This window comes from Pseudomonas sp. S32 (assembly GCF_016648095.1).
Classification (GTDB): Bacteria; Pseudomonadota; Gammaproteobacteria; order Pseudomonadales; family Pseudomonadaceae; genus Aquipseudomonas; species Aquipseudomonas parafulva.
The window spans coordinates 73,870-97,790 of the sequence record NZ_JACVVF010000009.1 but is presented as its reverse complement, the minus strand read 5'-3'; the positions used below and the strand labels follow the sequence as shown (position 1 = coordinate 97,790).

25 protein-coding genes are annotated in these 23,921 nt (G+C 63.5%); 10 read left to right on the top strand and 15 right to left on the bottom strand.

Features of this window, described 5'->3' with window-relative positions; translation table 11 throughout:
* The first annotated feature begins 3 nt into the window (after positions 1 to 3).
* Positions 4 to 726 carry a tRNA (guanosine(46)-N7)-methyltransferase TrmB gene (trmB, locus tag IAE38_RS07380; RefSeq protein ID WP_060480818.1) on the top strand — a complete coding sequence of 241 codons (723 nt, stop codon included), beginning with the start codon at positions 4 to 6 and terminating at the stop codon, positions 724 to 726.
* Between the two features lie 285 nt (positions 727 to 1,011).
* Here the strand turns inward: trmB and IAE38_RS07375 are convergent, their stop codons facing one another.
* The 9 genes from IAE38_RS07375 to IAE38_RS07335 form a co-directional block, all read right to left on the bottom strand.
* Positions 1,012 to 1,338: a DUF3392 family protein gene (locus IAE38_RS07375; protein WP_060480817.1), complete on the bottom strand. Its 327-nt coding sequence runs from the start codon at positions 1,336 to 1,338 to the stop codon at positions 1,012 to 1,014.
* 9 nt (positions 1,339 to 1,347) lie between these two features.
* Positions 1,348 to 2,523 (bottom strand): radical SAM family heme chaperone HemW, encoded by a 1,176-nt coding sequence (gene hemW / locus IAE38_RS07370; protein WP_201216819.1) that lies wholly within the window; start codon positions 2,521 to 2,523, stop codon positions 1,348 to 1,350.
* Positions 2,520 to 3,116, bottom strand: coding sequence for an RdgB/HAM1 family non-canonical purine NTP pyrophosphatase (gene rdgB / locus IAE38_RS07365; RefSeq protein ID WP_028632049.1), 597 nt, complete (start codon positions 3,114 to 3,116; stop codon positions 2,520 to 2,522). The genes hemW and rdgB overlap by 4 nt, the downstream gene beginning before the upstream one ends.
* Positions 3,113 to 3,547, bottom strand: coding sequence for a DUF4426 domain-containing protein (locus tag IAE38_RS07360; protein WP_028632048.1), 435 nt, complete (start codon positions 3,545 to 3,547; stop codon positions 3,113 to 3,115). The genes rdgB and IAE38_RS07360 overlap by 4 nt, the downstream gene beginning before the upstream one ends.
* Positions 3,548 to 3,567: 20 nt before the next feature.
* Positions 3,568 to 4,188, bottom strand: coding sequence for a methionine biosynthesis protein MetW (metW, locus tag IAE38_RS07355; protein ID WP_028632047.1), 621 nt, complete (start codon positions 4,186 to 4,188; stop codon positions 3,568 to 3,570).
* Positions 4,189 to 4,195: 7 nt separating this feature from the next.
* Positions 4,196 to 5,335, bottom strand: a complete 1,140-nt coding sequence (gene metX / locus IAE38_RS07350) for a homoserine O-succinyltransferase MetX (protein ID WP_201216817.1) — start codon at positions 5,333 to 5,335, stop codon at positions 4,196 to 4,198.
* Between the two features lie 88 nt (positions 5,336 to 5,423).
* The gene (locus IAE38_RS07345) at positions 5,424 to 6,014 is read right to left on the bottom strand and encodes a YggT family protein (RefSeq protein WP_060480814.1); all 591 of its coding nucleotides are present in this window, start codon (positions 6,012 to 6,014) and stop codon (positions 5,424 to 5,426) included.
* 10 nt (positions 6,015 to 6,024) lie between these two features.
* On the bottom strand, positions 6,025 to 6,843 hold the full coding sequence (gene proC, locus IAE38_RS07340; RefSeq protein ID WP_201216815.1) for a pyrroline-5-carboxylate reductase: 819 nt from the start codon (positions 6,841 to 6,843) through the stop codon (positions 6,025 to 6,027).
* Between the two features lie 38 nt (positions 6,844 to 6,881).
* Entirely contained in the window at positions 6,882 to 7,568 is a 687-nt protein-coding gene (locus tag IAE38_RS07335) for a YggS family pyridoxal phosphate-dependent enzyme (protein WP_201216812.1), read from the bottom strand.
* A 64-nt stretch (positions 7,569 to 7,632) separates the two neighbouring features.
* Between IAE38_RS07335 and IAE38_RS07330 the strand changes: the two genes are divergently transcribed.
* Positions 7,633 to 8,631 carry a type IV pilus twitching motility protein PilT gene (locus tag IAE38_RS07330; RefSeq protein ID WP_201216810.1) on the top strand — a complete coding sequence of 333 codons (999 nt, stop codon included), beginning with the start codon at positions 7,633 to 7,635 and terminating at the stop codon, positions 8,629 to 8,631.
* Between the two features lie 78 nt (positions 8,632 to 8,709).
* On the opposite strand, the gene IAE38_RS07325 is transcribed toward IAE38_RS07330, so the two are convergent.
* Positions 8,710 to 9,339: a C40 family peptidase gene (locus tag IAE38_RS07325; RefSeq protein ID WP_201163028.1), complete on the bottom strand. Its 630-nt coding sequence runs from the start codon at positions 9,337 to 9,339 to the stop codon at positions 8,710 to 8,712.
* 168 nt (positions 9,340 to 9,507) lie between these two features.
* Between IAE38_RS07325 and IAE38_RS07320 the strand changes: the two genes are divergently transcribed.
* Positions 9,508 to 9,927: an NINE protein gene (locus IAE38_RS07320; RefSeq protein WP_028632040.1), complete on the top strand. Its 420-nt coding sequence runs from the start codon at positions 9,508 to 9,510 to the stop codon at positions 9,925 to 9,927.
* 60 nt (positions 9,928 to 9,987) lie between these two features.
* Here IAE38_RS07320 and IAE38_RS07315 read toward each other — a convergent pair whose 3' ends face one another.
* From IAE38_RS07315 to IAE38_RS07300, 4 genes are read right to left on the bottom strand one after another with little or no spacing between them, the layout of a single operon-like run.
* Positions 9,988 to 10,689, bottom strand: a complete 702-nt coding sequence (locus IAE38_RS07315; protein ID WP_028632039.1) for an SPOR domain-containing protein — start codon at positions 10,687 to 10,689, stop codon at positions 9,988 to 9,990.
* A 1-nt stretch (position 10,690) separates the two neighbouring features.
* Positions 10,691 to 12,427, bottom strand: a complete 1,737-nt coding sequence (gene argS, locus IAE38_RS07310) for an arginine--tRNA ligase (RefSeq protein WP_201163029.1) — start codon at positions 12,425 to 12,427, stop codon at positions 10,691 to 10,693.
* Positions 12,424 to 12,648: a hypothetical protein gene (locus tag IAE38_RS07305; protein ID WP_201163030.1), complete on the bottom strand. Its 225-nt coding sequence runs from the start codon at positions 12,646 to 12,648 to the stop codon at positions 12,424 to 12,426. The genes argS and IAE38_RS07305 overlap by 4 nt, the downstream gene beginning before the upstream one ends.
* A 50-nt stretch (positions 12,649 to 12,698) precedes the next feature.
* Positions 12,699 to 14,918, bottom strand: coding sequence for a primosomal protein N' (locus IAE38_RS07300; protein ID WP_201216808.1), 2,220 nt, complete (start codon positions 14,916 to 14,918; stop codon positions 12,699 to 12,701).
* Between the two features lie 167 nt (positions 14,919 to 15,085).
* Here IAE38_RS07300 and rpmE point away from each other — a divergent pair, with 167 nt between their 5' ends.
* The 3 genes from rpmE (at position 15,086) to IAE38_RS07285 (ending at position 17,571) form a co-directional block, all read left to right on the top strand.
* Positions 15,086 to 15,301, top strand: coding sequence for a 50S ribosomal protein L31 (gene rpmE, locus IAE38_RS07295; RefSeq protein ID WP_028632036.1), 216 nt, complete (start codon positions 15,086 to 15,088; stop codon positions 15,299 to 15,301).
* Between the two features lie 2 nt (positions 15,302 to 15,303).
* Positions 15,304 to 16,134 carry a thermonuclease family protein gene (locus IAE38_RS07290; protein WP_201216806.1) on the top strand — a complete coding sequence of 277 codons (831 nt, stop codon included), beginning with the start codon at positions 15,304 to 15,306 and terminating at the stop codon, positions 16,132 to 16,134.
* A gap of 168 nt (positions 16,135 to 16,302) precedes the next feature.
* A complete protein-coding gene (locus IAE38_RS07285) occupies positions 16,303 to 17,571 on the top strand; it encodes a malic enzyme-like NAD(P)-binding protein (RefSeq protein WP_028632034.1) in 1,269 nt (422 codons plus the stop codon).
* A gap of 127 nt (positions 17,572 to 17,698) precedes the next feature.
* On the opposite strand, the gene IAE38_RS07280 is transcribed toward IAE38_RS07285, so the two are convergent.
* Complete coding sequence (locus IAE38_RS07280; protein WP_201163033.1) at positions 17,699 to 20,140, bottom strand: penicillin-binding protein 1A; 2,442 nt, start codon at positions 20,138 to 20,140, stop codon at positions 17,699 to 17,701.
* A 176-nt stretch (positions 20,141 to 20,316) separates the two neighbouring features.
* Here IAE38_RS07280 and pilM point away from each other — a divergent pair, with 176 nt between their 5' ends.
* The 4 genes from pilM to IAE38_RS07260 are packed head-to-tail and all read left to right on the top strand — an operon-like array spanning position 20,317 to position 23,918.
* Complete coding sequence (gene pilM, locus IAE38_RS07275) at positions 20,317 to 21,180, top strand: type IV pilus biogenesis protein PilM (RefSeq protein WP_201216804.1); 864 nt, start codon at positions 20,317 to 20,319, stop codon at positions 21,178 to 21,180.
* Complete coding sequence (locus tag IAE38_RS07270) at positions 21,177 to 21,713, top strand: PilN domain-containing protein (RefSeq protein ID WP_201216802.1); 537 nt, start codon at positions 21,177 to 21,179, stop codon at positions 21,711 to 21,713. The genes pilM and IAE38_RS07270 overlap by 4 nt, the downstream gene beginning before the upstream one ends.
* The gene (locus IAE38_RS07265) at positions 21,710 to 22,726 is read left to right on the top strand and encodes a pilus assembly protein PilP (protein ID WP_201216800.1); all 1,017 of its coding nucleotides are present in this window, start codon (positions 21,710 to 21,712) and stop codon (positions 22,724 to 22,726) included. Before IAE38_RS07270 ends, IAE38_RS07265 begins: the two co-directional genes overlap by 4 nt.
* Entirely contained in the window at positions 22,650 to 23,918 is a 1,269-nt protein-coding gene (locus tag IAE38_RS07260) for a type IV pilus secretin PilQ (protein WP_201216798.1), read from the top strand. The genes IAE38_RS07265 and IAE38_RS07260 overlap by 77 nt, the downstream gene beginning before the upstream one ends.
* Positions 23,919 to 23,921 lie beyond the last annotated feature (3 nt).

Below are 23,921 nucleotides of genomic sequence, written 5' to 3'. Positions count from 1 at the left end.
CTGATGACTGAATCGCACGATACGCCGACCACCCCTGACGGCGACGCCCGCCCACACCGTCGCATCAAGAGCTTCGTGATGCGCGCCGGGCGCATGACCGAAGGCCAGCAACGTGGCCTGGACCAAGGTGGCCCGCAGTTCATCCTGCCGCTGGCCGACAGCCCTGTGGACTACGATCAGGTGTTTGGCCGGTCGGCGCCGCGCACGCTGGAAATCGGTTTTGGCATGGGCCATTCCCTGCTGGAAATGGCGGCGGCCGCGCCAGATCAGGATTTTATCGGCGTAGAGGTTCACCGCCCGGGTGTGGGTGCGCTGCTCAACGGTGTGCTCACCCAGGGCCTGCAGAACCTGCGGGTGTATGACTGCGATGCCATCGAAGTGCTGAACCGCTGCGTGGCCGACAACAGCCTCGACCGCCTGATGCTGTTCTTCCCCGACCCCTGGCACAAGGCGCGTCACCATAAGCGCCGTATCGTGCAGCTGGAGTTTGCCGAGCTGGTGCGCCGCAAGCTCAAGCCCGGTGGGGTGTTCCACATGGCGACGGACTGGGAGCCCTACGCCGAGTACATGCTGGAAGTGATGAACGCAGCGCCGGGCTATCGCAACCGCGCGGCGGATGGCACCTATGTGCCCCGCCCCGAAGAACGCCCGATCACCAAGTTCGAACGCCGCGGCGAGCGGCTGGGGCATGGGGTGTGGGACTTGAAGTTCGAGAAGGTTGACTGATCGGCTTTCGCAAGCTGTGGGAGCAACTGTCTTCCCCAAGATCTCAAAGCTGGCGCAATCACTGTGGGAGCGGGTTTACCCGCGAAGCAAACAGCGCGGTGTATGGCACCGGCTTTGCCGGTGTTCGCGGCTGAAGCCGCTCCCACAAGGTGGATTGCGCCAGCATTCAGACTTTGTGGAAGACAGTTGCTCCCACGGGTTGGTGCTGAATCACAAGATTATGTGCACTTGCGTGAGCATCAGCTTCGCGTGCCGACCAACTGCAGACCGCGCCTGACTGGTCAATCACCCGCGCCGATCAGCAACCACCCCAATCAGCACCAGCACCACCAGCAACACCGGCGCCAGCGCATAGTTGTTGAACTGGCCCAACCCTTTCACCACCCACGGTGTGGCATAGATCAGTGCCGCGCCGCTGCCGATCATCACCAGCAAGGCCATCAGGGGTACCCGTAGGGCGCCTGCCAGGCTGCCCAGGCGTTGCTCCACCCAGGTCTTGATGTCGGTGCCGAACAGCACCAGTAGGCAGCCCACCAAGGCGAGCGAAATTTCAGACAGGTTGCTGCGGCTCCAGCGGGAAACCGTCGCGAGCAGATCAAGTACCAGATCCATGGGTCATCCTTAGGTCAAGAAATACTGCAGCAGGTCGTTGAGGAACAACTGCCCCCGGGGCGTTGCGGCCAGCCGATCCGGTTCGACCTGCAAAAGGCCCTTTTGTTCGGCACTGCGGCGGGCCTCGGCCAGTTGCGCGAGGGGCAGCCCGGTGCGTTCGGTGAACAGCCGGGCTTCAACGCCATCAGTGAGCCGCAGGGCGTTCATCAGGAACTCGAACGGCAGTTCCGCGACCGGCAGCAGCTTTTCCCCCGCCTTGAATGGTTTGGCCAGGTTCAGGTAGTCCTTGGGCAGGCGCGTCTTCCAGGTGCGCAGAATGCGGCCATCGGCAAAGGTGAGCTTGCCATGGGCGCCGGCGCCGATGCCGATGAAGTCGCCAAAACGCCAGTAGTTCAGGTTATGCCGGGCAGCGCGGCCAGGTTGGGCGTAGGCGGACACTTCGTACTGGGCAAAGCCGTTGGCGGCCATGAGGTGCTGGCCGGCTTCCTGGATATCCCAGAGGATATCGTCTTCGGGCAGCGCTGGCGGCTGGTTCCAGAACACGGTGTTAGGTTCCACCGTCAGCTGGTACCACGACAGGTGCGTCGGGCCCAGGTCGATGGCCTGGCGCAGGTCGCCGAGCGCATCATCCAGCGACTGGTCGGGCAGGCCGTGCATCAGGTCCATGTTGAAATTATCGAAGCCGGCGGCGCGTGCCATACCTGCTGCGCGTACCGCTTCGTCGCCGTTGTGGATACGCCCCAGCGCCTCCAGTTTGCCGGGCTGGAAGCTCTGCACGCCGATGGACAGGCGGTTGATGCCCGTTTGCCGGTAGGCCTTGAACTTGTCCTGTTCGAACGTACCCGGGTTGGCCTCCAGGGTTATCTCGATGTCCGCTGCAAACGCAATGCGTTGTTCCACACCGCGCAGCAGCCGGCCCAAGGCGGCGGCGCTGAACAGGCTGGGCGTGCCGCCCCCGAAGAAGATCGAGCTGATGGGGCGGCCCTGTACGGCGGCCAGCTCCTGGTCAAGGTCGGTGAGCAGTGCCGCGACATAGGCATCCTCCGGCAGCTCAGGCCCGGCCGCGTGGGAATTGAAGTCGCAGTACGGGCATTTGCGTACGCACCAGGGGATGTGGATGTACAGCGACAGCGGCGGCAGTTGCTGGAAGCCTGCCGCAGCGGGGGAGGACTGCGGTGGGATCATGCCAGGCCCAGACGTTGACGCAACAGGGCCATGGCGCGGGCGCGGTGGCTTAGCTGGTTCTTGTCCGCGGGCGCCAGGTCGGCGCTGGAGCAGTCTCGTTCGGGCACCCAGAACAGCGGATCGTAGCCAAAACCGTGGTCACCGCTGGCCTGGAACAGAATACGGCCATGCCACAACCCTTCGCACAGGATCGGCAGTGGGTCGTCTGCGTGGCGCACCAGCGCCAGCACGCAGACGAACTGGGCGCCGCGCTCGGCCTCAGGCACGTCTTTCAGTGCTTCGAGCAGCTTGGCGTTGTTCGCCGCGTCACCCTGGCCATTGGCATAACGCGCCGAGTAAATCCCCGGAGCACCCCCCAGGAAGTCCACGGCCAGGCCCGAGTCATCGGCCAGCGCCGGTAAGCCGGAGATGCGCGCTGCATTGCGGGCCTTGAGGATGGCGTTTTCAACGAACGACAGGCCGGTTTCTTCCGGTTCGACCTGGCTGAACTCGCCAATGGACCGCAATTGCACGCTCTGGCCGAGCATGGCTTGCAGTTCCTTGAGTTTGCCGGCGTTGTGGCTGGCCAATACCAGTTGCTGGAAATTCATCATTCGCCTGGGAACACTTCCTGGTTGAAACTGAAGGAGTTGCCGATGCCGCCGGTTTCGACATTCAGGTCGAACGTGACGGTTTCGGGCTGTTCGATCTTGAACTGGGCCACGTACGACACCGTGCCCTGGTCGGTAACCTGCCTGAACGACAGGGGGCTGCTGCGCCCGGTGAGGTCCTTGACCGTACCGCTGACCACTGCCGTTGCCGGTTTGCCGGCCTTGAGCGCAGTCAGGGTGAGTACCCCCAGGTTCTTGCTGCGTACCAGGCCCGTGGCCGCAGCTACCTGGGGTGTGAGCATGCTCGAGGTGAAGGCGCTGTAGTGCACCGTCACGTTGCCGAATACCTCTTTGCGATCGGCGCGGGCAGTATCGGCGGCCACCGCCGGCAAGGCCAGACACAAACTGACGAGAAACAATGCAAGGCGACGCATGGTGCGATCCCTCCGAATAATCAGACTGCGAGCTGGTGTTCCTGCAGGCCGGGGCTGCTGACCCGGTAGATGCCGATTTCACCCAGAAGATTAGGCCAAAGCCGGCCACCCCACCCATTGCGGTGCAGGTTATCGACAGCCAGGCGGTCCAGCACCTTGGCCTTGCGTTCGTGCACCAGCTCCTCGAAGTCGGCGAAGGTGCAGAAGTGGATGTTTGGCGTGTTGTACCAGGTATACGGCATGAAGTCCGACACCGGCATGCGGCCTTTGGTCGCCAGGTACCAGCGGCAGCGCCAATGGCCGAAGTTGGGGAAGGTGATGATGCACTGGCGGCCCACGCGCAGCATCTCGTCCAGGATACGGTCGGGGTACTCCACGGCCTGCAAGGCCTGGGTCATGATCACCACGTCGAAACTGTTGCTGGCGAAGTTGCCCAGGCCTTTGTCGAGGTCTTGCTCGATGACATTCACGCCCTTGGCGACGCACGCAGCGATATTATCGGCGTCGATTTCCAGGCCGTAACCGGTGACCTGCTTGCGATCGCGCAGCGAAGCCAGCAGTTCGCCGCTACCGCAGCCCAGGTCGAGGACCCGGCTACCGGCGGGGATCCAGTCGTGGATGATTTCCAGATCGGCTCTCATGCTGTCCTCAGATGGCAATGCGGTTCATGTAGTTCGAGAAACCCTGCATGTAGCGAGGTGTGGGGATCAGGAAAGCATCGTGCCCATAGGGCGAGTCGATTTCCAGGTAGCAGACGTTCTTGCGGGCGGCCATCAGCGCGTCGACGATTTCCCGCGAGCGGGCAGGGGAAAAACGCCAGTCGGTGGTGAACGACATGATGCAGTAGTTGGCCTTGACGTCGGCCAGGGTCGCCGCCAGGTCGCCGCCGTGGGTGGCTGCCGGGTCGAAATAATCCAGCGCCTTGGTCATCAACAGGTAGGTATTGGCATCGAAGCGACCGGAAAACTCTTCGCCCTGATAGCGCAGGTAGCTTTCTACCTGGAACTCGACACTGTGGAAGTCGTAGTTGAGTTTGTCGCTTTTCAGCTCACGGCCGAATTTCTCACCCATCGAGTCATCGGACAGGTAGGTGATATGGCCGACCATGCGCGCCAGCATCAGGCCGCGTTTGGGGATCACCCCCTGGTCCTGGAACGAACCGCCATGGAACTCGGGGTCGGTCAGAATCGCCTGGCGCGCCACTTCGTTGAAGGCAATGTTCTGCGCCGACAGCTTGGGTGCCGATGCGATGTCGACGCAGTGGCGCACGCGCTCGGGGTAGGTGATGGTCCACTGCAGCGCCTGCATGCCGCCCAGGCTGCCACCGACCACTGCCGCCCACTGTTCGATGCCCAGGCGCTGGGCCAGGCGCACCTGGCTGTGCACCCAGTCTTCCACCGTAAGCACCGGGAAATCGGCACCGTAGGGCTTGTTGGTGGCGGGGTTGAGGCTGCTGGGGCCGGTGCTGCCGTTGCAGCCGCCCAGGTTGTTCAGGCTGACCACGAAGAAGCGGTTGGTGTCGATTGGCTTGCCTGGGCCGATGCAGCTGTCCCACCAACCCGGCTTGCGGTCGCTGGCGTCATGGTAGCCGGCAGCGTGGTGGTGGCCGGACAAGGCATGGCAGATAAGCACAGCGTTGCTCGCGCTGGCGTTCAGGGTGCCGTAGGTTTCGTAGACCAGCTCGTAGCTGATCAGGGAGCGGCCGCAGGCCAGGGCCAGCGGTTCATCGAACCTGGCGGTTTGCGGTACTACCAGACCGACGGAATCTTCGGGAAAGACAGTGGACATCGACCCTGCTCACGCTTGACGGAGGCGTAAGTCTAAAGAGCGCTACCCCCAGCGGCAAGCAAAGGCTTGCTGCCGGGGGTGGGCCGGGTCAGATCATGCGCCACAGCTCTTGCGGCATGCCGGCATAGGCGGCCAGCGGTGGCATGACGAACGACTGGATCACCTGGATCGCCAGGAAGGCGAAGATCGGCGAAATATCCATGCCGCCCAGGTTGGGCACGATGCGGCGGAAGGGCGCCAGTACCGGCTCGCTGATCTGGTAGGCAAGCTCTGCCGCCGGGTTGTTCGAGTTGGGGGCCACCCACGACACGATCACCATCACGATCATCGCTACCCAGAAGATCTTCAGGAACAGCGAGGTGATGCCGATGATGGCCCACATCAACAGGTGCAGCACGTCACCGAAGGTGCCGTAGGTGACCATCAGCACAAAGCCCATCAGCAGCGCCTGGATGACCACCGCCAGCAGCAGCGACGAGGTATCCAGCCCGGCAATGCTGGGGATGACCCGGCGAATGGGTTTGAGCAGTGGCTGGGTGGCGCGTACGGTGAACTGGGACAACGGGTTGTAGAAATTGGCCTTTACCAGTTGCAGCACGAAACGCAGCAGCACGATCACCAGATACAGGCTGACCAGGGTTTGCACCACGAAGATCGCGGCGCCGGACAGTGCATTCATCTAAAACTCCTTATTGGCCCAGTTGTTCGGCCAGCTCTGCGGAACGCTTGGCGGCGGCCTGCAGTGCCTGCTCGACGATGGCTTCGAAACCGCTCGCCTGGAACGACGTGATGGCGGCTTCGGTGGTGCCCGCGGGCGAGGTGACGCGACGGCGCAGTTCGGCTGCATCCACTTCGCTGGCCACCGCCATGCGGGCAGCACCCAGTGCGGTGTGCAGGGTCAGCTGAGTGGCGGTTTCACGGGGCAGGCCGAGTTTCTCGCCTGCGGCCGTCATGGCCTCGATCAGCAGGAAGAAGTACGCCGGGCCACTGCCGGAAACAGCCGTCACTGCGTCCAGTTGCTGCTCCTGCTCAAGCCACAGCGCGGTACCCACTGCCGACAGTAGCTGTTCGGCCTGCTGACGCTGTTCGGCAGAGACCTCGTGGGTGGCATACAGGCCGCTGACGCCCTGGCGCAGCAGGGCCGGGGTGTTGGGCATGCAGCGCACCACCGGCCGGGCACCGAGCCAGCTTTGCAGGCTTGCGCAGGTAATGCCCGCAGCAATGGACACAATCAGCTGGCCGCCCTGCAGGTTGGGTTGCAGGGCCTGGCACACGGTTTTCATCACTTGTGGCTTGACCGCCAGCACGATCACGTCGGCGTCAGCGATGGCCTGGGCGTTGTCTTCGAAGGTTTCGATGCCGTGATCGGCCTGGATGCGGGTGCGGGTGTCGGCGCCAGGGTCGCTGGCGCGGATCTGCGAAGCCTCCAGGCCCTGGGCACGCAGACCACCGATCAGGCTGGCGGCCATGTTGCCGGCGCCAATAAAGGCAATACGTGTCTGGCTCATGTCAGGTCCTTGTGGGGAAGAGTGAGTAAAGCATGGAATCAGGCGTTGCCGTAATCGCGTGCACCGAACAGGGCGGTGCCAATGCGCACCCAGGTCGCTCCCTGGGCAATGGCGGCTTCCAGGTCGTGGCTCATGCCCATGGACAAGGTGTCCAGGCCAAGCCCCAGGCCTTCTTGCAACTGGCGCAACCTCTCAAAGGCGGCCTCTTGGGCGGCGCGGTCTTCGGTGGGCTCGGGGATTGCCATCAGTCCGCGTAGCTGCAAGTTGGGCAGTGCCGCAATCGCCTCGGCCAACGCTGGCAGGTCGGTGGGGGCACAGCCGGCCTTGCTGTCTTCGCCACTCACGTTCACCTGCAGGCAGATGTTGAGTGGCGCCAGCCCGGTGGGGCGTTGCTCCGACAGGCGCTGGGCAATTTTCAGGCGATCCACGGAATGTACCCAGTCGAAGTGCTCGGCGATGGCTTTGGTCTTGTTCGACTGAATGGGGCCGATGAAGTGCCAGATCAAGGGCAGGTCGCCCAGTTGCTGCTGCTTTGTCAGCGCCTCTTGTAGGTAGTTTTCCCCAAAGTCGCGCACACCCGCAGCGTGAACCTCGCGGATCGCGCTGGCCGGCTTGGTTTTGCTCACGGCCAGCAGGTGCACGCTGGCGGGGTCGCGCCCGGCGGCCTGGGCACCCTCGGTGATGCGGGCGCAAATCGTGGATAGGTTGTCTGCTAGGGTGGACATTGATCGATGCCGGCAGCTGAGAGGTTGCCGCATTTTACCTGGTTGAACGCCGAAGGGGAGTCTCATGGACGTGACTGACCTGCTGGGCAGGGCCGTGGCAGCGGGGGCGTGCGACCTGCACCTCGCTGCGGGCCAGGTACCCATGCTGCGCAAGGACGGCCAATTGCAGCGCTTGCCGGGCCCCGCCTTGCAGGGGCCCGAGCTGGCTGAGGGTATGGCCTGCATGCTGAGCGAGGCCCAACTGCACCAGTGGCAACACGGCGATGAACTGGACATGGCATTGGCACTGCCGCCGCTGGGGCGTTTCCGGTTGAACCTGTTCAGGCAATTGAACGGCCTTGCACTCACGTTCCGCCTGATACCCGGGCGTATTGCCGGGGTGGACGAGCTCGACCTGGCAGGCATTTTCAACACCATCGCAGGCTGCGACGATGGGCTGGTGCTGGTCGGCGGCCCTACCGGCTGCGGCAAATCCAGCACCCTGGCCACGCTGGTGGATCAGTTGAACCGCGAACGGGCCTTGCACATCATCACCCTCGAAGACCCGGTGGAAGTTATTCACAGCAGCCAGCGCAGCCTGGTGAACCAGCGTGAAGTTGGCCGGCACTGCACGGGCTTCGCCCAAGGTTTGCGCAGTGCCCTGCGCCAGGACCCGGACGTGATCATGATCGGCGAGTTACGCGACCTGGCCACCATCCGCCTGGCGCTGCGTGCGGCCGAGACCGGTCACCTGGTACTGGCCACGGTGCACACGCGCTCGGCAGTGAACAGTATCGACAGGCTGGTGGAGGTGTTTGCTGCCGAAGAAAAGCCCCTTGTACGCGCCATGCTCGCGCAATCGCTGCAGGTAGTGGTGGTGCAGCGGCTGGTCAGGCGGGCAGGCGGGGGCAGGGTGGCTGCACGGGAAGTGCTGGTGGCCACCGCGGCTGTGCGCAACTTGATCCGCGAGGGGCGCATGGCGCAGTTGCATTCAGTGATGCAAGCCGGTACGGCAGATGGGATGCAGACGATGGAGGGGGCAATGCGCAGGCTGCGGGACAGGGGGTTGGTTGAGGCGGATTAGTCGAGGCGGGGTGACGCCCGTGCTGCCCGTTGCGTAGGGATGACGCCAGGCAGGCAGCACGCACGTGCAGCCGTGGTTTCAGCGCTTGGCCAGGTTCAGCTGTTGCTGCTCCTTGGGCAATACACGCTTGGCGACAACGTAATGCTTTTGCCAGTAAGGCTTGCTCAGGTTGTCGATGCTAACCCGCTTGCCCCGGCGAGGCGCATGGATGAAGCGGTCGTTGCCCAGGTAGATCGCAACGTGGTTCACCCGGCGGCTCTTGATGTTGAAGAAAATCAGGTCGCCCGGCTTCAGGTCACCCTTGGCCACCTTCGTGCCGTGGCCCTGGGCCATGGCGCTGGAGGTGCGCGGCAGGTTCACGTCGGCAACGTCGTTGAAGGCGTATTGCACCAGCCCGCTGCAATCGAAACCTTTTTTGGGGTTGCTGCCGCCCCAAACATAAGGGGTACCCAGCACGTTGACGGCCCGGCTGAGCACGTCGCTGCTCTGCTTGGCAGACATGGCGACAGCGGGCCTGCCATGTTTGCTGCTGGCGGCATTGCCAGGGCGAGCATGCAGGGTGGCCTGTTTGACAGGGGCACGCTTCACTGCGGCATTGGTGGTATAGCCGGTGAAACCGTTGGGAAGACGTTGCTCACGGTTGGTGGCGTGGGCGGCCAGGGGCAATAATAGGCAGAGGGTCAGCCATGTCTTGATCAAAGGCGGCATAGATGAAGCTCTTATGAATAGTTGTGTGTTGGGCGCGCAACTTTATAACAGCTTTTTGATCAATCTTTGATCCGTTGGTCGATTCTTCACGTACCGTATGTCGGCCCGGGCGAAAAAAGTCACAACTTTTTTTAGAAAAATTTCATCCGCAGCGCACGAGGTTTATGCATGAACAGTTATCAACAGGGCGCACCCCTGCACGACACCCACAGCAAGGTGATCGGCTACCTGCTGTGGATCCTGGGCTTTACCGGGTCCCATCGCTTCTACTACGGCAAGCCCATCACCGGCACCCTCTGGTTCTTCACCTTCGGCTTGTTCGGCATCGGTTGGCTGATCGACCTGTTCCTGATTCCGTCCATGGACCGTGAGGCGGACCTGCGTTTCGAGTCCGGGCGTATCGATTACAACATCGCCTGGATCCTGCTGACCTTCCTCGGCGTGTTTGGCCTGCACCGCCTTTACCAGGGCAAATGGGTCACCGCGATCATTTACTTCCTGACCGGTGGCCTGTTCCTGTTGGGTGTGCTGTACGACTTCTGGACCCTGAACACCCAGGTGTCCGAGCGCAATGCGGGGCGGGGTTGAGGCGCGGCCCGGGTGGGAGCACCTGTGCAAGGTTGCTCACACCCGGGCCTGAAAGGCCGCTTACTGGCGGGTTTGGCGCTGTTGCAGCAACAGGTTGCTGAAGCCCGCGCCGGCCAGTTGCTTCTGCGCGACGGTCAGTTGTTCGCGGTTGCTGAAGGGGCCGACCAGTACCCGATACCAGGTTTCTTCCTTGACCGTGCCGGATTCAACCTTCACCGCCTGGCCCAGCAGGATGATCTGCGCGCGCACCTTGTCGGCGTCCGCCTGTTTGCGGAATGAACCCGCCTGCAGGAAGAACTGCGTGGTCGCTGCCGGTTTGATGACGGGCGGTGCCGGTGGCGGCGTTTGCCCCAGCAGTGCAGCCTGGGCACGGGCCGTGTCGATCTTCGCGGCTTCGGCCGGTGTCACCGGGGTGACCGGCTGGGCCGGTACTGGCGGCGTCTTCTCCGGCACCGCTTCGGGCGGCACGATCACTTCCGATTCGGGCAGCAGGGTATAGAAGTCATACTTCGGCTTCACCGGCTGCTGCACAGTAGGGGCCTGAGTCGATTTGCCGGCTTCGGCCGCTTTCTCGGTTTTCTGCTGCTCGGGCTTGGTGCGCTTGATATCCGCACCGCCGGGTTCGAGCTTCATCAGGAACACGATGAATGCGCCCACGGTAAGGCCGACCGCCAGCCATACCCAACCCGGGATAGGTTTTTTGGCCGGCGCTGTCTGGCGGCTGGCGCCGCGCTTGGGGGCAGGTTTCTTCTTGGCAGCCAACTTACATGCGCTCCAGGGTTTCCAGGCCGAGCAGTTCCAGACCTTGTTTGAGGGTGCGGCCGGTCAGGGCAGCCAGGCGCAGGCGGCTTTGCTGCTGCTGCGGGGTTTCGGCGGCCAGAATCGGGCAGTTCTCGTAGAAGCTGGAGAACAGCCCGGCCAGGTCGTACAGGTAGCTGCACAGCACGTGCGGCGTGCCTTTCTCGGCCACGTTGTTGAGGATTTCCCCGAACTGCGCCAGGCGTGCGGCCAGGTCCTGCTCATGGGCGGCTTCCAGTACGATGCTGCCCTCGACTTCCTCGAAGCCCTTGCCCAGCTTGCGGAACACGCCGGCCACGCGGGTATAGGCGTACAGCAGGTACGGCGCAGTGTTGCCTTCGAAGTTGAGCATCTGTTCGAAGTTGAAGCTGTAGTCGCTGGTGCGGTGCTTGGACAGGTCCGCGTACTTCACCGCACCAATGCCCACCACTTCACCGATGTGGCGCAGGTCGTCGTCGGCCAGGGTCGGGTTCTTTTCCTTCACCAGCGCGTAGGCGCGGTCCTTGGCTTCGGTCAGCAGGTCGATCAGCTTGACGGTGCCACCGTCGCGGGTCTTGAACGGGCGGCCGTCGGCGCCGTTCATGGTGCCGAAGCCCATGTGCTCCATTTGCATCGGGTGGCCGACGAAGCCGGCACGGCGCGCTACCTCGAACACCTGGTTGAAGTGCAGGGCCTGGCGCTGGTCGACAAAGTACAGGGCGCGGTCAGCCTGCAGCACGTTGCTGCGGTAGCGCACGGCAGCCAGGTCGGTGGTGGCGTACAGGTAACCGCCATCGGCCTTCTGCACGATCACTGGCAGTGGTTCGCCTTCGCTGTTCTTGAATGCTTCGAGGAATACGCACTGGGCGCCCTGGTCCTCGACCAGCAGGCCTTTGGCCTTCAGCTCGCGGACGACATTGGCCAGGTCGTCGTTGTAGGCACTCTCGCCCATGACGTCGGCCATGGTCAGCTTGACGTTCAGCAGCTCGTAGGTTTTCTGGCAGTGCGACAGGGAGATGTCCTTGAAGCGTGTCCACAGGGCCATGCACTCCGGGTCACCCGCCTGCAGCTTCACCACCAGGCCTCGCGCTCGGGTAGCGAAGGCCTCGGATTCGTCGAAGCGCTTTTTGGCGGCGCGGTAGAAGTTCTCCAGGTCCGACAGCTCGTCGCTGGTGATCGGGTTTTCTTCAAGGTACGCCAGCAGCATGCCGAACTGGGTGCCCCAGTCGCCCACGTGGTTCTGGCGAATCACCTGGTCGCCGAGAAACTCCAGCACACGCGCCACGCTGTCACCAATGATGGTGGAACGCAGGTGGCCGACGTGCATTTCCTTGGCGAGGTTCGGCGCCGACAGGTCGACGACCACTTTCTGCGCAGGGCCGGCCTTGCGTGCGCCCAGGCGGGCATCGCCCAGGGCGGCATCCAGGCGGCTGGCCAGGGCTGCGGTGTTCTGGAAGAAATTCAGAAAGCCCGGGCCGGCGATTTCGACCTTGGTGATGTCGGCACTGGCCGGCAGGGCATCGATCAGCTTCTCGGCCAGGTCGCGCGGCTTCATGCCGGCAGGCTTGGCCAGCATCATGGCGATGTTGCTGGCGAAGTCACCGTGGGTCTTGTCCCGGGCGTTTTCCACCTGAATCGCCGGCGACAGGCCGTCAGGCAGCACACCGTCGTTGACGAGTTGGGTGAGGGCTTGCTGGATCAGCTGGCGAATGGTGTCTTTCATGGAAATCTCTTTTCGACCGCAAGCGCGGTGAGCGCCTGGATGCGCAGGTGGAAAAACTGGGCATTATCCGTGGCTGGGAGCAGGTTGCCAACCTTTGAGCTGCAAGCGGCAAGCTGCAAGCTGCAAGAAAAAGCGATATCGCGCTGGCGCTGGTTTTTCTTGCAGCTTGTAGCTCGTGGTTTGCTTTGAGCCACAAGCCACAAGCTGTAAGAAGAAGCCATGCCACACGCGCACTGCTCTTTCTTGCAGCTTACAGCTTGCAGCTTGCAGCTCAGTACAGGTCGAGGGGGTCGACGTCCAGGGACCAGCGTACCTGGCGGCCGCTCGGCATCTGCTCCAGTACCAGCAACCAGGCGCTGATCAGCCGGTGCAGGGGCGCACGGGTGGCGGCCTGTAGCAGCAGCTGGGCACGGAAGCGCCCGGCGCGGCGTTCCATGGGGGCGGGCACTGGGCCGAGCAGTTCGATGCCCGGCAGGCCTTGCTCTGCCACCAGGCGCTCGGCGGCTGCGCACGCCTCATCGAGAAACGCTTCGGCCTGGCCGGGCTTGTGCGCCTCGGCCCGCAGCAACGCCAAGTGGGAAAAGGGGGGCAGCCCGGCGGCGCGGCGCTCGTCCAGCGCCTGCTCGGCGAAGGCGAAGTAGCCCTGTTCGGTCAGTTGTACCAGCAGCGGATGGTCTGCCAAGTGCGTCTGGATGATCACCTTGCCAGGGTCCTCTGCACGCCCTGCGCGCCCGGCCACCTGCACGATCAACTGGGCCATGCGCTCGCTGGCGCGGAAATCGCCAGAGAACAACCCGCCGTCGGCATCGAGGATGGCCACCAGGGTCACCCGGGGAAAATGGTGCCCCTTGGCCAGCATCTGGGTGCCGACCAGGATGCTCGGCTGGCCACGCTGGATGGTGTTGAACAGCTGCTGCATCGCGTCTTTGCGCGAGGTACTGTCGCGGTCCACGCGCAGCACCGGGTAGTCCGGGAACAATACCTTCAGGCGCTCTTCGGCACGCTCTGTACCGGCCCCCACCGGGCGCAGGTCCACGTGGTTGCACTGTGGGCAATGGTGCGGCAGGCGCTCGTCATAGCCGCAGTGGTGGCAGCGCAGCACCCCGGAGCGCTGGTGCACCGTCATGCGCGCATCGCAACGCGGGCACTCGGACAACCACCCGCAGTCGTGGCACAGCAAGGTTGGCGCGAACCCGCGGCGGTTGAGAAACACCAATACCTGCTGGCCGGCTTCCAGTGTCTGGCGGATGGCCTGCTGCAACGGGCCGCTGATACCGCTGTCCAGCGGCAGGCTCTTCACATCCAGGCGCAGCATGCGCGGCGGGCGGGCACCACCGGCACGCTGGTTCATGCGCAGCAGACGATAGCGCCCGGTCAAGGCATTGTGCAGGGTTTCCAGTGAAGGCGTGGCCGAACCGAGCACAATGGGCACGTTGTCCTGGTGGGCGCGAACCAGAGCAAGGTCGCGGGCGTGGTAGCGCAAGCCTTCCTGCTGTTTATAGGAGCCGTCGTGCTCCTCGTCGATGATGATCAGCCCAGGGTTTTTCATGGGTGTGAACAGCGCCGAACGGGTGCCGATGATGATATCTGCCTCGCCGTCGCGTGCAGCCAGCCAGGCGTCGAGGCGCTCACGGTCGCTCACCGCCGAGTGCAGCAACGCAATGCGGGCATTGAAGCGTTGTTCGAAACGCGCCAGGGTCTGCGGGCCGAGGTTGATTTCGGGGATCAGCACCAAGGCCTGCTTGCCGGCCTCCAGGGTTTCGCGGATCAGTTGCAGGTACACCTCGGTCTTGCCGCTGCCGGTCACGCCTGCCAGCAGAAACGCGCCAAAGTGGCCAAAGCCTTCCAGTACGGCATCGAAGGCATCGCGTTGTTCGTCGTTGAGCGGCAGTTCCGACTGGGCCAGCCAATGCTCGCGGCGTTCCTGGGGCAGGTGGCGGCGAACCTCTAGCTGCACCAGGTCCTTGGCCAGCAGCAGGTCAAGGCTGTCCTTGTTCAGGTTGAGCTTGCTCAGCAGGCTGTGGGGCACGCCGTGGGGGTGCTGGGCTAGGGTCTTGAGCGCGTCACGCTGGCGCGGCGCGCGGGCAATGCGTGGGTCTTCCAGGCGTGCGCCAGGGGCTACATGCCAGAAGCGCTCCTGGCGCATCTCTGCCGGCTCGCCCTGGCGCAGCAGGGTAGGGAGCGCCCAGCTCAGGGTGTCGCCCAGGCTGTGCTGGTAGTATTGCGCCGCCCACAGGCACAGCTTGAACAGCGATGGCGGTATCGGCGATACCGGGTCGAGCAGAGCGCTGGCGGGCTTGAGCTTGTCGGCGGGCACCTCGCTCTCGGCGCAGACGTCTACCAGCACGCCGATCATTTCCCGGCGACCGAACGGCACGCGTATGCGCATGCCTGGGCTCAAGGCCTGGTGTGCGATGCTGGCCGGTGCCTTGTAGTCGAACAGCCGACGCAGCGGGGAGGGCAGGGCAAGGCGCAGGATGACGTCGGGCACGCGGAAAGTCTCGGAGGGCGTTTCAAGAACTGGCGAGCCTAGCAGACGACGGTCGGTACACGCGACAACTTGCACTGGCGCAGCGCTCTGGTATTATTCGCCGCCTAATTACGTGCGGTATTCAACAATTGGTGTTGGGTGGCGGCACGCAGCTCGAGGAAGTGACCATGAAAGCAGATATTCATCCAAACTACGAAGTAGTTGCAGTCACCTGCAGCTGCGGCGCCAAATTCGAGACCCGTTCGACCCTGGCCAAGCCGCTGGCGATCGACGTGTGCTCGCTGTGCCACCCGTTCTACACTGGCAAGCAGAAAGTCCTGGACACCGGTGGCCGCGTACAGAAGTTCGCCGACCGCTTCGGCATGTTCGGTACCAAGAAGTAATCATGCGCAAGGCGAACCCTTCGGGTTTCGCAGTGCTGCTGAAAAAGGCGCCCCTTGTGGGCGCTTTTTTTATGGCCCTGTCTTGGCACCTCCCGGCACAGGCATTCTGCCCGCTGCCGCAGCGCCCACAGCAGGTCGCGGTGCGGTACGTGGTAGATGGCGATACCGTGCGCCTGGTCGACGGCCGCAGTGTGCGCATGATCGGCATCAATGCCCCGGAAATCGGCCGCAAGGGCCAGGCCAGCGAGCCTTATGCCGAGGCCGCCCGGCGTCGCCTGCAGGCCTTGGTCAAGGCCAGTGACGGGCGGCTCGGCCTGGTACCAGGCGTGGAAAAGAAAGACAGATACGGCCGCACTTTGGCGCATCTGTACAGCCGTACCGGCAACAATCTGGAAGCACAACTGCTTAGCGAGGGCCTGGGCTATCGCATTGCGTTCGCTCCCAATGTGCGCCTCAACACCTGCCAGCAGCGCGCTGAACAGGTTGCACGCAAGGCGGGTGCCGGCCTTTGGAAAACGTCGCCGGTGGTGTCTGCACGCGCGCTCAGGCAACCCGGGTTCGCGGTTGTGAGTGGGCGTATCAAGGCTGTACAGCGCCACCGGGGCGGTATCTGGCTGAACCTGGACGACGCAGTCACGCTGCAGGTGCCCGCTCGTCTGCAACGTACTGTGCCTGCCGGCTTCTTCGATAACCTGAAAGGGCAGCGAGTCGAGGCGCGCGGCTGGGTGAGGGACCGCGCCCGTAAAAACTCGGGCAGGCCCGGGCCCCGACGCTGGTTCATGCAGTTGACCGATCCGAGCATGTTGGAGCGGGCTGCGGGTCAAAAGATGTAGACATTTCGCTATTGGATTGTACACACTGTAAGGCGTATGCCCCGTGGGTTATAGCGTAAAGTCTTAGGCTAAAGGCCTTGACACTAGTGACCGACCAGTCTTGTGACTCCCCGGCTCTTTGCGTATCCTCGGCGGTCCGTCAGAACAGCCAATAGCGGAATGCCCACCATGTCAGACCTGAAAACCGCCGCTCTCGAATACCACGCCAAGCCTCGTCCGGGGAAACTGAGCGTGGAACTCTCCAAGCCCACCGCCACCGCCCGTGACCTCGCCCTGGCCTACAGCCCAGGTGTAGCAGAGCCTGTGCGGGAAATCGGCCGTGATGCAGAGCTGGCCTACAAGTACACCGGTAAAGGCAACCTGGTTGCGGTGATTTCCGACGGTACTGCCATCCTCGGTCTGGGTGACCTCGGCCCGCTGGCCTCCAAGCCGGTCATGGAAGGCAAGGGTGTTCTGTTCAAGCGTTTCGCCGGCATCGACGTGTTCGACATCGAAGTCGAGTCGGAAAGCCCGCAAGCGTTCATCGACACCGTACGCCGCATCTCGATCACCTTCGGTGGCATCAACCTCGAAGACATCAAGGCCCCCGAGTGCTTTGAAATCGAGCGCACCCTGATCGAGCAGTGCGATATCCCGGTGTTCCACGACGACCAGCACGGCACTGCCATCGTGACGGCTGCTGGCATGATCAACGCCCTGGAAATCGCCGGCAAGAAGCTCGAAGACGCCAAGATCGTGTGCCTGGGGGCCGGTGCTGCCGCCATCTCCTGCATGAAGCTGCTGGTGAGCATGGGTGGCAAGGTCGAGAACATCTACATGATCGACCGTAATGGCGTGATCCACGCTGGCCGTGACGACCTGAACCAGTACAAGGCGCAGTTCGCCCACGCCACCGACAAGCGCACCCTGGCCGATGCCCTCGACGGCGCCGACGTGTTCGTTGGCCTGTCCGGCCCGAACCTGCTCAGTGCTGAAGGCCTGAAGTCGATGGCTGCCAACCCGATCGTGTTCGCCTGCTCCAACCCGGACCCGGAAATCGCCCCGGAACTGGCTCACGCCACCCGCAACGACGTGATCATGGCCACCGGTCGCTCCGACTACCCGAACCAGGTCAACAACGTGCTGGGCTTCCCGTTCATCTTCCGCGGCGCCCTGGACGTACGTGCCAAGCGCATCAACGAAGAAATGAAGATCGCTGCGGCCATCGCCCTGAAAGACCTGGCCAAGCAGCCGGTGCCCAAGGAAGTTTGTGAAGCCTACGGCGTGGAAGGCCTGGAATTCGGCCGTGAGTACATCATTCCGAAGCCACTGGACGCTCGCCTGATCACCGTCGTGTCCGACGCCGTGGCCAAGGCCGCCATCGAGTCCGGCGTAGCCACCCTGCCGTATCCGAAGCACTACCCGCTGACCAGCGTGGATGACGTGTTCAACGGCTGATTGCCGCTGTCGCGACATTAAAAAGCCCCGGCTCGTGTGAGCCGGGGCTTTTTGTTGGGCGGTATCTTGTGGCACCTGGGCGGCGCGATCAGCGCGCCCAGGCAAAACCTTTGTCAGCCACCCTGCCTCAGAACAGATCCATCGGCGCGGCTTCGTCTGCTGGCAGTGGGCTGCCAGGCGCCACACCATTGCCCAGCTCGTCGTTGGACGGTGGCGAGTCCTCGGCCTTGAACAGCTCGAAGTAGGCATTTGGCGTGCTTGGCGTGGCAGCGCGGCCACTGACCGGGTCCACGCGCAGGCTGAGGATGCCTTCGGGCTCTGCAGGGGGGTGTTCCGGCATGCCCTTGAGGGCCGCGCCCATGAAGCCCATCCAGATCGGCAGGGCAGCAGTGCCGCCGTATTCCCGGCGGCCCAGGGTTTCGGGCTGGTCGAAGCCTACCCAGACCGTGGTCACGTAATCGGCGTTATAGCCAGAGAACCAGGCATCCTTGGATTCGTTGGTGGTACCGGTCTTGCCGGCCAGGTCGGTGCGGCCGAGGGCCAGCGCGCGGCGCCCGGTGCCGCGCTTGATCACGTCCTGCAGCATGCTGGTGAGGATGTAGGTGGTGCGGCCATCAATGATCTTTTCTGCCACGGCTGGCACCTGCGCAGCCTGCTCCGGCGCCGTAGCGCCTTCACCCGGCATCTGCGTGGTGATCGGCTGCTCGGGGGCGGCCAGGCCAGCCTGGTCCTGGGCACCTTGGGGTACGCGGGCCGGGTTGGCGGTGAACAGCGTTTCGCCGCTGCGGCTCTCGATGCGGTCGATCAGGTACGGGGTGATCTTGTAGCCGCCGTTGGCGAACGTGCTCCAGCCGGTGGCGATTTCCATGGGGGTGAGCGTTGCAGTGCCCAGCGCCAGCGACAGGTTGCGTGGCAGGTCCTGCTTGTTGAAGCCGAACTTGGCGATGTAATCGATGGTGCGGTCGACACCCATGGCCTGCAGCAGGCGGATCGATACCAGGTTACGCGACTTGTACAAGGCTTCGCGCATGCGGATGGGGCCAAGGAAGGTGTTGGTGTCGTTCTTCGGCCGCCACACTTTGTCCACCGACTCGTCGACGAACACGATCGGGGCATCGTTCACCAGGCTTGAAGCGGTGTAGCCGCTGTCCAGCGCGGCGCTGTAGATGAAGGGCTTGAAGCTTGAGCCTGGCTGGCGTTTGGCCTGCATGGCACGGTTGTAGTTGCTTTGCTCGAACGAGAACCCCCCCACCAGCGCACGGATCGCACCGCTGGTCGGGTCCAGCGTAACCAGTGCGCTCTGCGCCCCTGGCACCTGGCTGAACTTGAGTGCCCCATCGTTCAGGCGCTGCAGCCGCACCAGGTCGCCCACTTGGGCCACATCTGCCGGCGACTGAGGCGCGCGGCCTTGGGCATTGGTATTGATGAACGGGCGAGCCCACTTCATGGTGTCCCAGGCGACGGACTGCTCCTTGCCACTGCGGGTGAGCACCTTCAGGCCGGTTTTCTCTACCTGGGTGACGATGGCAGGCTCCAGGCCACCCAGGGTGCGCTGCTTGGCCAGTTCTTGCAGCCAGGCAGCCTGGGTACGGCCCGGGAAGCGTGCCTCCGGGCCACGGTAGCCGTGGCGTTCGTCGTAGTCGGTCAGGCCCTTGAGGATGGCCTGGTTGGCCATGTCCTGGGTGTCGCTGGGCACTGTGGTGGTAACGCGGAACCCTTCGGTGTAGGCGTCGCTGCCGTAGCGGCCGACCATTTCGGCACGGGCCATTTCGGCGATGTAAGGGGCATTCACTTCGGGCGTGGGCACGTGGTAGCTGGCGTTGAGCGGCTCGGCCAGGGCGGCCTGGTAGCTCGCTTCGTCGATTTTGCCCAGCTTGTACATGCGGCCGAGAATCCAGTCGCGACGCTCTTTGGCGCGCACCGGGTTGGCCAGCGGGTTGAAGCGCGAGGGGGCCTTCGGCAGGCCGGCGATCATCGCCATCTGCGCAAGGCTTACGTCGCGGATCGACTTGCCGTAGTAAACCTGTGCGGCGGCATCGATGCCGTAGGCACGGTTACCCAGGTAGATCTTGTTGACGTACAGCTCGAGGATCTCGTCTTTGGTCAGCTCGCGCTCGATCTGCAGGGCAAGCAGAATCTCGTTGGTCTTGCGCGAGAAGCTGCGCTCGCTGGTGAGGAAGAAGTTCTTCGCCACCTGCATGGTGATGGTGCTGCCGCCGGTCTGGATATGGCCGGTCTTGACCAGCTGGGTGGCGGCGCGCATCAGGCTGCTCGGGTCTACACCGTAGTGGTTGAGGAAGTTGTCGTCCTCGGCAGACAGAAGCGCCTGAATGAACTGTGGCGGAATTTCCGCGAAACGGATGGGCGAGCGGCGCATTTCGCCAAACTCGGCGATCAGCTTGCCGTCGCTGCTGTACACCTTGAGGGGGATCTGCAACTGGATGCTTCTGAGCGAATCGACCGAAGGCAGGTTGGGACTAAGATACAGAAACGCACCGCTCACACCGAGTACGAGCGCGCAGATGACTGCGACGGAAGACCACCAGAAGAACTTAAGCAGACGTATCAAGGCTTTTCGGTGTCCAGTTTGTGAGTGAATTGCACGCGGGTCCGGCGGACCAAAACGCCGGGCATTATAAGCATTTTTTCCCCTCTTCGGGTTACCGCCCAGGTGGCTGGTCGTCGTTCTGGCCAGCGCGCATCTGGTCGCAAACCGAAAGGGCGGCAGGCAACAGGAACGCCGCGATGATAGGACGCTTTGGCAAGGATGCCGGTTCATTTTCAGGGTTGGAAATTACCGCGGGGAGCGTTCGAGCCCTGCAGTTACGGCGGCGCAAGCGGCATTACCGTTTGGTGAGTTGGGCAGAGGAGCTGTTCGACCCGCCAGCCGGCACCCACTGGATGGCGCAGCCGGCCTCGGTGGTGGCTGCCCTGCAGCGTATGCGCAGGCGCAGCGGGTTGCGCAAGGTGGCCATGGCGCTGCCGGCCGATCAGGTCATCTGCAAGTATTGCCAACTCCCCCTGGGGTTGGGTGAGGGGCAGATGGAGGCGCAGTTGCTGGCCGATGCCGAGCGGCTGTTTCCTTTTCCGCTCGATGACCTGGCACTGGACTTCCAGGTGCTCCACGCTTGTGCGGCGCAACCAGGTTTCGCGCAGGTGATGGTGGCCGCCTGCAGGCAGAGCACCCTGGCCTCGCTCGAGGCGCTGGTGGCGGAAGCGGGGCTGCAGCTGGAGGCTGTTGAAGTGGACACGCTCGCCCTGCGGCGGCTCGTGCCCGCAGCCAGTGATCAGGACGTGGCCCTGCTGCGACTGAACCGGCACGATGCCACTTTGCACCGCCTAAAGCCTGGTGGCGGCTGCCTGCGGCGTGAGCTGTTGCTGGATGCAGGCCCTACACCCGAGAGCATTCAGCGGCAACTGAGCGACGAGTGCCTGCCCGGCCACCTGTGGGTCGTCAGCGCCGAGCCGTACCAACAAGCCTGGCTGGCCGAGCTGCAAAGCAGCCTCAATGTGCATTGCAGCCCGGTGCCCGGGCTGGCCGGACTCGTTCCGTTCAATAGCGCCATGCTCCTGGCTGGCGCACTGGCCGTCGGGGGGGTGTGCAGGTGATCCGGCTCAACCTGCTGCCCTGGCGCGAGCGGCAGCGCCAAGCAGCATCGCGGCGTTTTTATGGCCAGCTTCTGGCAAGTGCCGTGCTGGCCCTGTGCGCGGTCATGGTCGTGGACCAAATGGCCCGCCAGCGCGGGGAACAGCAACGGCTAAGCAACCTGCAGCGCGAGGTTGCAATCTCGTCACGGCGCCAGCAGGCGCATGCCTTGGCTGAGCTGCGTGAACAGCATGCTGTGCTGGCGGCCAGGTTGGCCGAACTGGAAGGCCTACGCGGTCACCCTGATGTGCTGGCAGGCCTGTTTGCCGACCTGGAGGGTGCGTTGCCCGGCGAGATGCAACTGCTGGGCCTGCACATGCAGGCTGGCCACGTGCGCTTGACTGGCGTGGCACCCTCCGGTGCGGTGATTGCCCAGTTCATGCGTGACCTGCAGCGTTCCGGCGTGCTGGCCGACCTTGAACTCAAGTCCATCAAGAGCCTGCCGGGCGTAGACGAGTTCGTGCTCACAGCTCGAGCGGCGGCATTCTGGTCATGAACACCACGGCGTTATTGGGCGGCCTGGCCATCATCGGCCGCACGCCATGGTTCAGGCGGCTGGCACCATGGTTGTTGGCCTTTGGCTTGTTCACCCTTGGCTGCATGGTTCGTCTGCCTACGGCGATGCAGCAGCAAAGGGGTGAGCATGCCCGGTCTGCCGCATTGGAGGCGCAACACACTGCGGCGGTGCAGCAACTGGCGGAGCGGGAGGCTTTGAAGGCGAAGGTGGCAACTGCCGAACGGCATATCCAGGAGGCACTGTGGTACCTCGATGCAGGGCAGGGGATGAGTGACCTGCTGGAGCGGCTGTCAGCCTCGGCGGGTAGCCACGGCGTGTTGATCGAGCAGTTGCAGGTGCGTGATGCCGAGCAGCAGGCGGGGTTGCAACGGGTACCGCTGGAGTTGCAGGTCACAGGGCCCTACAGGGCTGTGCGTGTGTGGCTGAACGAGTGGTTTGCGCAGCCGGCGGTATTTCGCAGCGGTGATTTGGCGATTGCAGGTGTTGATGGCCAGCCAGCGATCGTGCGTCTGCGATTGCACGTAGACACCTACCAGGCAAAAGCGCCGCCGCCCTCGGCTGAGTTTCTGGCGCGCTTGCCTGCCAGGCAACTGGCCGCAGGGCCTTGCGCTGATCCCTTTGCACCCAGGCTCGCGCCCTGGCGAGGGAACAGGCTGACCGGGGTGCCGCTGAAACAGGTGCAGATGGTTGGCCACCTGTCACGCGGCGATGCGCACGAGGCGTTGGTCGTGGTTGCCGGCACCCTGTATCGCCTGCGCACAGGTGACCGGGTGGGGCGCGACAATGGCGTGGTGGTGCAGGTCACCCCAGGCCAGGTCGAAGTGCAAGAACGGCTTTTCATGACGGGGGTGTGGCACCCGCGCACTGCCTTCCTTTCTCTGCAGCGACGTACGGGCAAGGAGGCCCCGGTTCAGGATGAAAACATTGAGCAAATGGCTGCTGACGTTACTGCTGCCGCTCCAGGCGGCGGCAGCGTCGACCTATCAGGGTGAGGCCTTGTCGCTGAACTTTCAGGATGTGGAAGTGCGGGCCGTTTTGCAGGTGCTGGCTGATTACGCCGGTATCAATCTGGTGGCCAGCGATGCCGTGCAGGGCAATGTCACCTTGCGGCTGCAGGATGTGCCCTGGGATCAGGCGCTGGACCTGGTGCTGCGCAGCAAAGGGCTGGGGCGACGCAAAGATGGCAATGTGCTGCTGGTCGCGCCCCTGTCGGAACTCAGCTCGGCACCGCAGGGGGCGCCCGGCGGCCTCGGGCTGGAGGCGCAGTGGCAGCCCATGCAGCGCGAACTGTTGCCTGTGCATCATGCCAAGGCCGCCGACCTGGCGGATTTGCTGCTGGCCAGCCTGGCCGACGACGGCATTCTCAGTGGCCGAGGCAGCCTGAGTGTGGATGCCCGCACCAACACGCTGGTGGTGCATCAACCCGCTGATCGCCTGGCCGAGGTGCGAGCGTTGGTGGCCCAGCTGGATGTGCCGGTGCGTCAGGTGGCCATCGAAGCACGCATCGTCGAGGCCAATGTCGGTTATGAGAAGGGCCTGGGTGTGCGTTGGGGCGGGCGCCTATACAGTGAGGCACCGCGGCTGGGCAAGGAGTTGTTCGTCGACCTTGGCGTGGAGCGGGCCGGCAGCAGCCTGGGGCTGGGCCTGCTGCGCGGTGGGGTGCTGCTTGACCTCGAACTCAGCGCCATGGAGAAGAGCGGCAAGGGCGAGATCATCTCGCAGCCCAAGGTGGTGACCGCCGACAAGGAAACTGCCCGCATCCTCAAGGGCACCGAGGTGCCCTACCAGCAATCCAGCAAGAGCGGCGCCACCTCGGTTGCGTTTCGCGAGGCGTCCCTGTCGCTGGAAGTGACCCCGCAGATCACCCCGGACAACCAGGTCATCATGACGGTGAAGGTGACCAAGGACGAGCCGGATTACGTCAATGCCTTGAACGACATTCCGCCCATTCGTAAAAACGAGGTCAATGCCAAGGTGCGCGTGGCAGATGGGGACACCATCGTGATCGGCGGTGTGTACTCCACCTCGCAAAACAATATGGTCGACAAGGTGCCATTTTTGGGCGATCTGCCGTATGTTGGGCGGCTGTTTCGACGCGATGTATTACAAGAGAAAAAATCCGAGCTGCTGGTCTTCCTGACTCCGCGTATCATGAGTGACCAGGCGATTGCTGTGAGTCGTTGATTC

Coding starts and splice junctions, on each gene's coding strand:
- trmB (WP_060480818.1), top strand. CDS start 4: ATGACTGAATCGCACGATACGCCGACCACCCCTGACGGCGACGCCCGC.
- IAE38_RS07375 (WP_060480817.1), bottom strand. CDS start 1,338: ATGGATCTGGTACTTGATCTGCTCGCGACGGTTTCCCGCTGGAGCCGC.
- hemW (WP_201216819.1), bottom strand. CDS start 2,523: ATGATCCCACCGCAGTCCTCCCCCGCTGCGGCAGGCTTCCAGCAACTG.
- rdgB (WP_028632049.1), bottom strand. CDS start 3,116: ATGATGAATTTCCAGCAACTGGTATTGGCCAGCCACAACGCCGGCAAA.
- IAE38_RS07360 (WP_028632048.1), bottom strand. CDS start 3,547: ATGCGTCGCCTTGCATTGTTTCTCGTCAGTTTGTGTCTGGCCTTGCCG.
- metW (WP_028632047.1), bottom strand. CDS start 4,188: ATGAGAGCCGATCTGGAAATCATCCACGACTGGATCCCCGCCGGTAGC.
- metX (WP_201216817.1), bottom strand. CDS start 5,335: ATGTCCACTGTCTTTCCCGAAGATTCCGTCGGTCTGGTAGTACCGCAA.
- IAE38_RS07345 (WP_060480814.1), bottom strand. CDS start 6,014: ATGAATGCACTGTCCGGCGCCGCGATCTTCGTGGTGCAAACCCTGGTC.
- proC (WP_201216815.1), bottom strand. CDS start 6,843: ATGAGCCAGACACGTATTGCCTTTATTGGCGCCGGCAACATGGCCGCC.
- IAE38_RS07335 (WP_201216812.1), bottom strand. CDS start 7,568: ATGTCCACCCTAGCAGACAACCTATCCACGATTTGCGCCCGCATCACC.
- IAE38_RS07330 (WP_201216810.1), top strand. CDS start 7,633: ATGGACGTGACTGACCTGCTGGGCAGGGCCGTGGCAGCGGGGGCGTGC.
- IAE38_RS07325 (WP_201163028.1), bottom strand. CDS start 9,339: ATGCCGCCTTTGATCAAGACATGGCTGACCCTCTGCCTATTATTGCCC.
- IAE38_RS07320 (WP_028632040.1), top strand. CDS start 9,508: ATGAACAGTTATCAACAGGGCGCACCCCTGCACGACACCCACAGCAAG.
- argS (WP_201163029.1), bottom strand. CDS start 12,427: ATGAAAGACACCATTCGCCAGCTGATCCAGCAAGCCCTCACCCAACTC.
- IAE38_RS07305 (WP_201163030.1), bottom strand. CDS start 12,648: ATGGCTTCTTCTTACAGCTTGTGGCTTGTGGCTCAAAGCAAACCACGA.
- rpmE (WP_028632036.1), top strand. CDS start 15,086: ATGAAAGCAGATATTCATCCAAACTACGAAGTAGTTGCAGTCACCTGC.
- IAE38_RS07290 (WP_201216806.1), top strand. CDS start 15,304: ATGCGCAAGGCGAACCCTTCGGGTTTCGCAGTGCTGCTGAAAAAGGCG.
- IAE38_RS07285 (WP_028632034.1), top strand. CDS start 16,303: ATGTCAGACCTGAAAACCGCCGCTCTCGAATACCACGCCAAGCCTCGT.
- pilM (WP_201216804.1), top strand. CDS start 20,317: ATGATAGGACGCTTTGGCAAGGATGCCGGTTCATTTTCAGGGTTGGAA.
- IAE38_RS07265 (WP_201216800.1), top strand. CDS start 21,710: ATGAACACCACGGCGTTATTGGGCGGCCTGGCCATCATCGGCCGCACG.
- IAE38_RS07260 (WP_201216798.1), top strand. CDS start 22,650: ATGAAAACATTGAGCAAATGGCTGCTGACGTTACTGCTGCCGCTCCAG.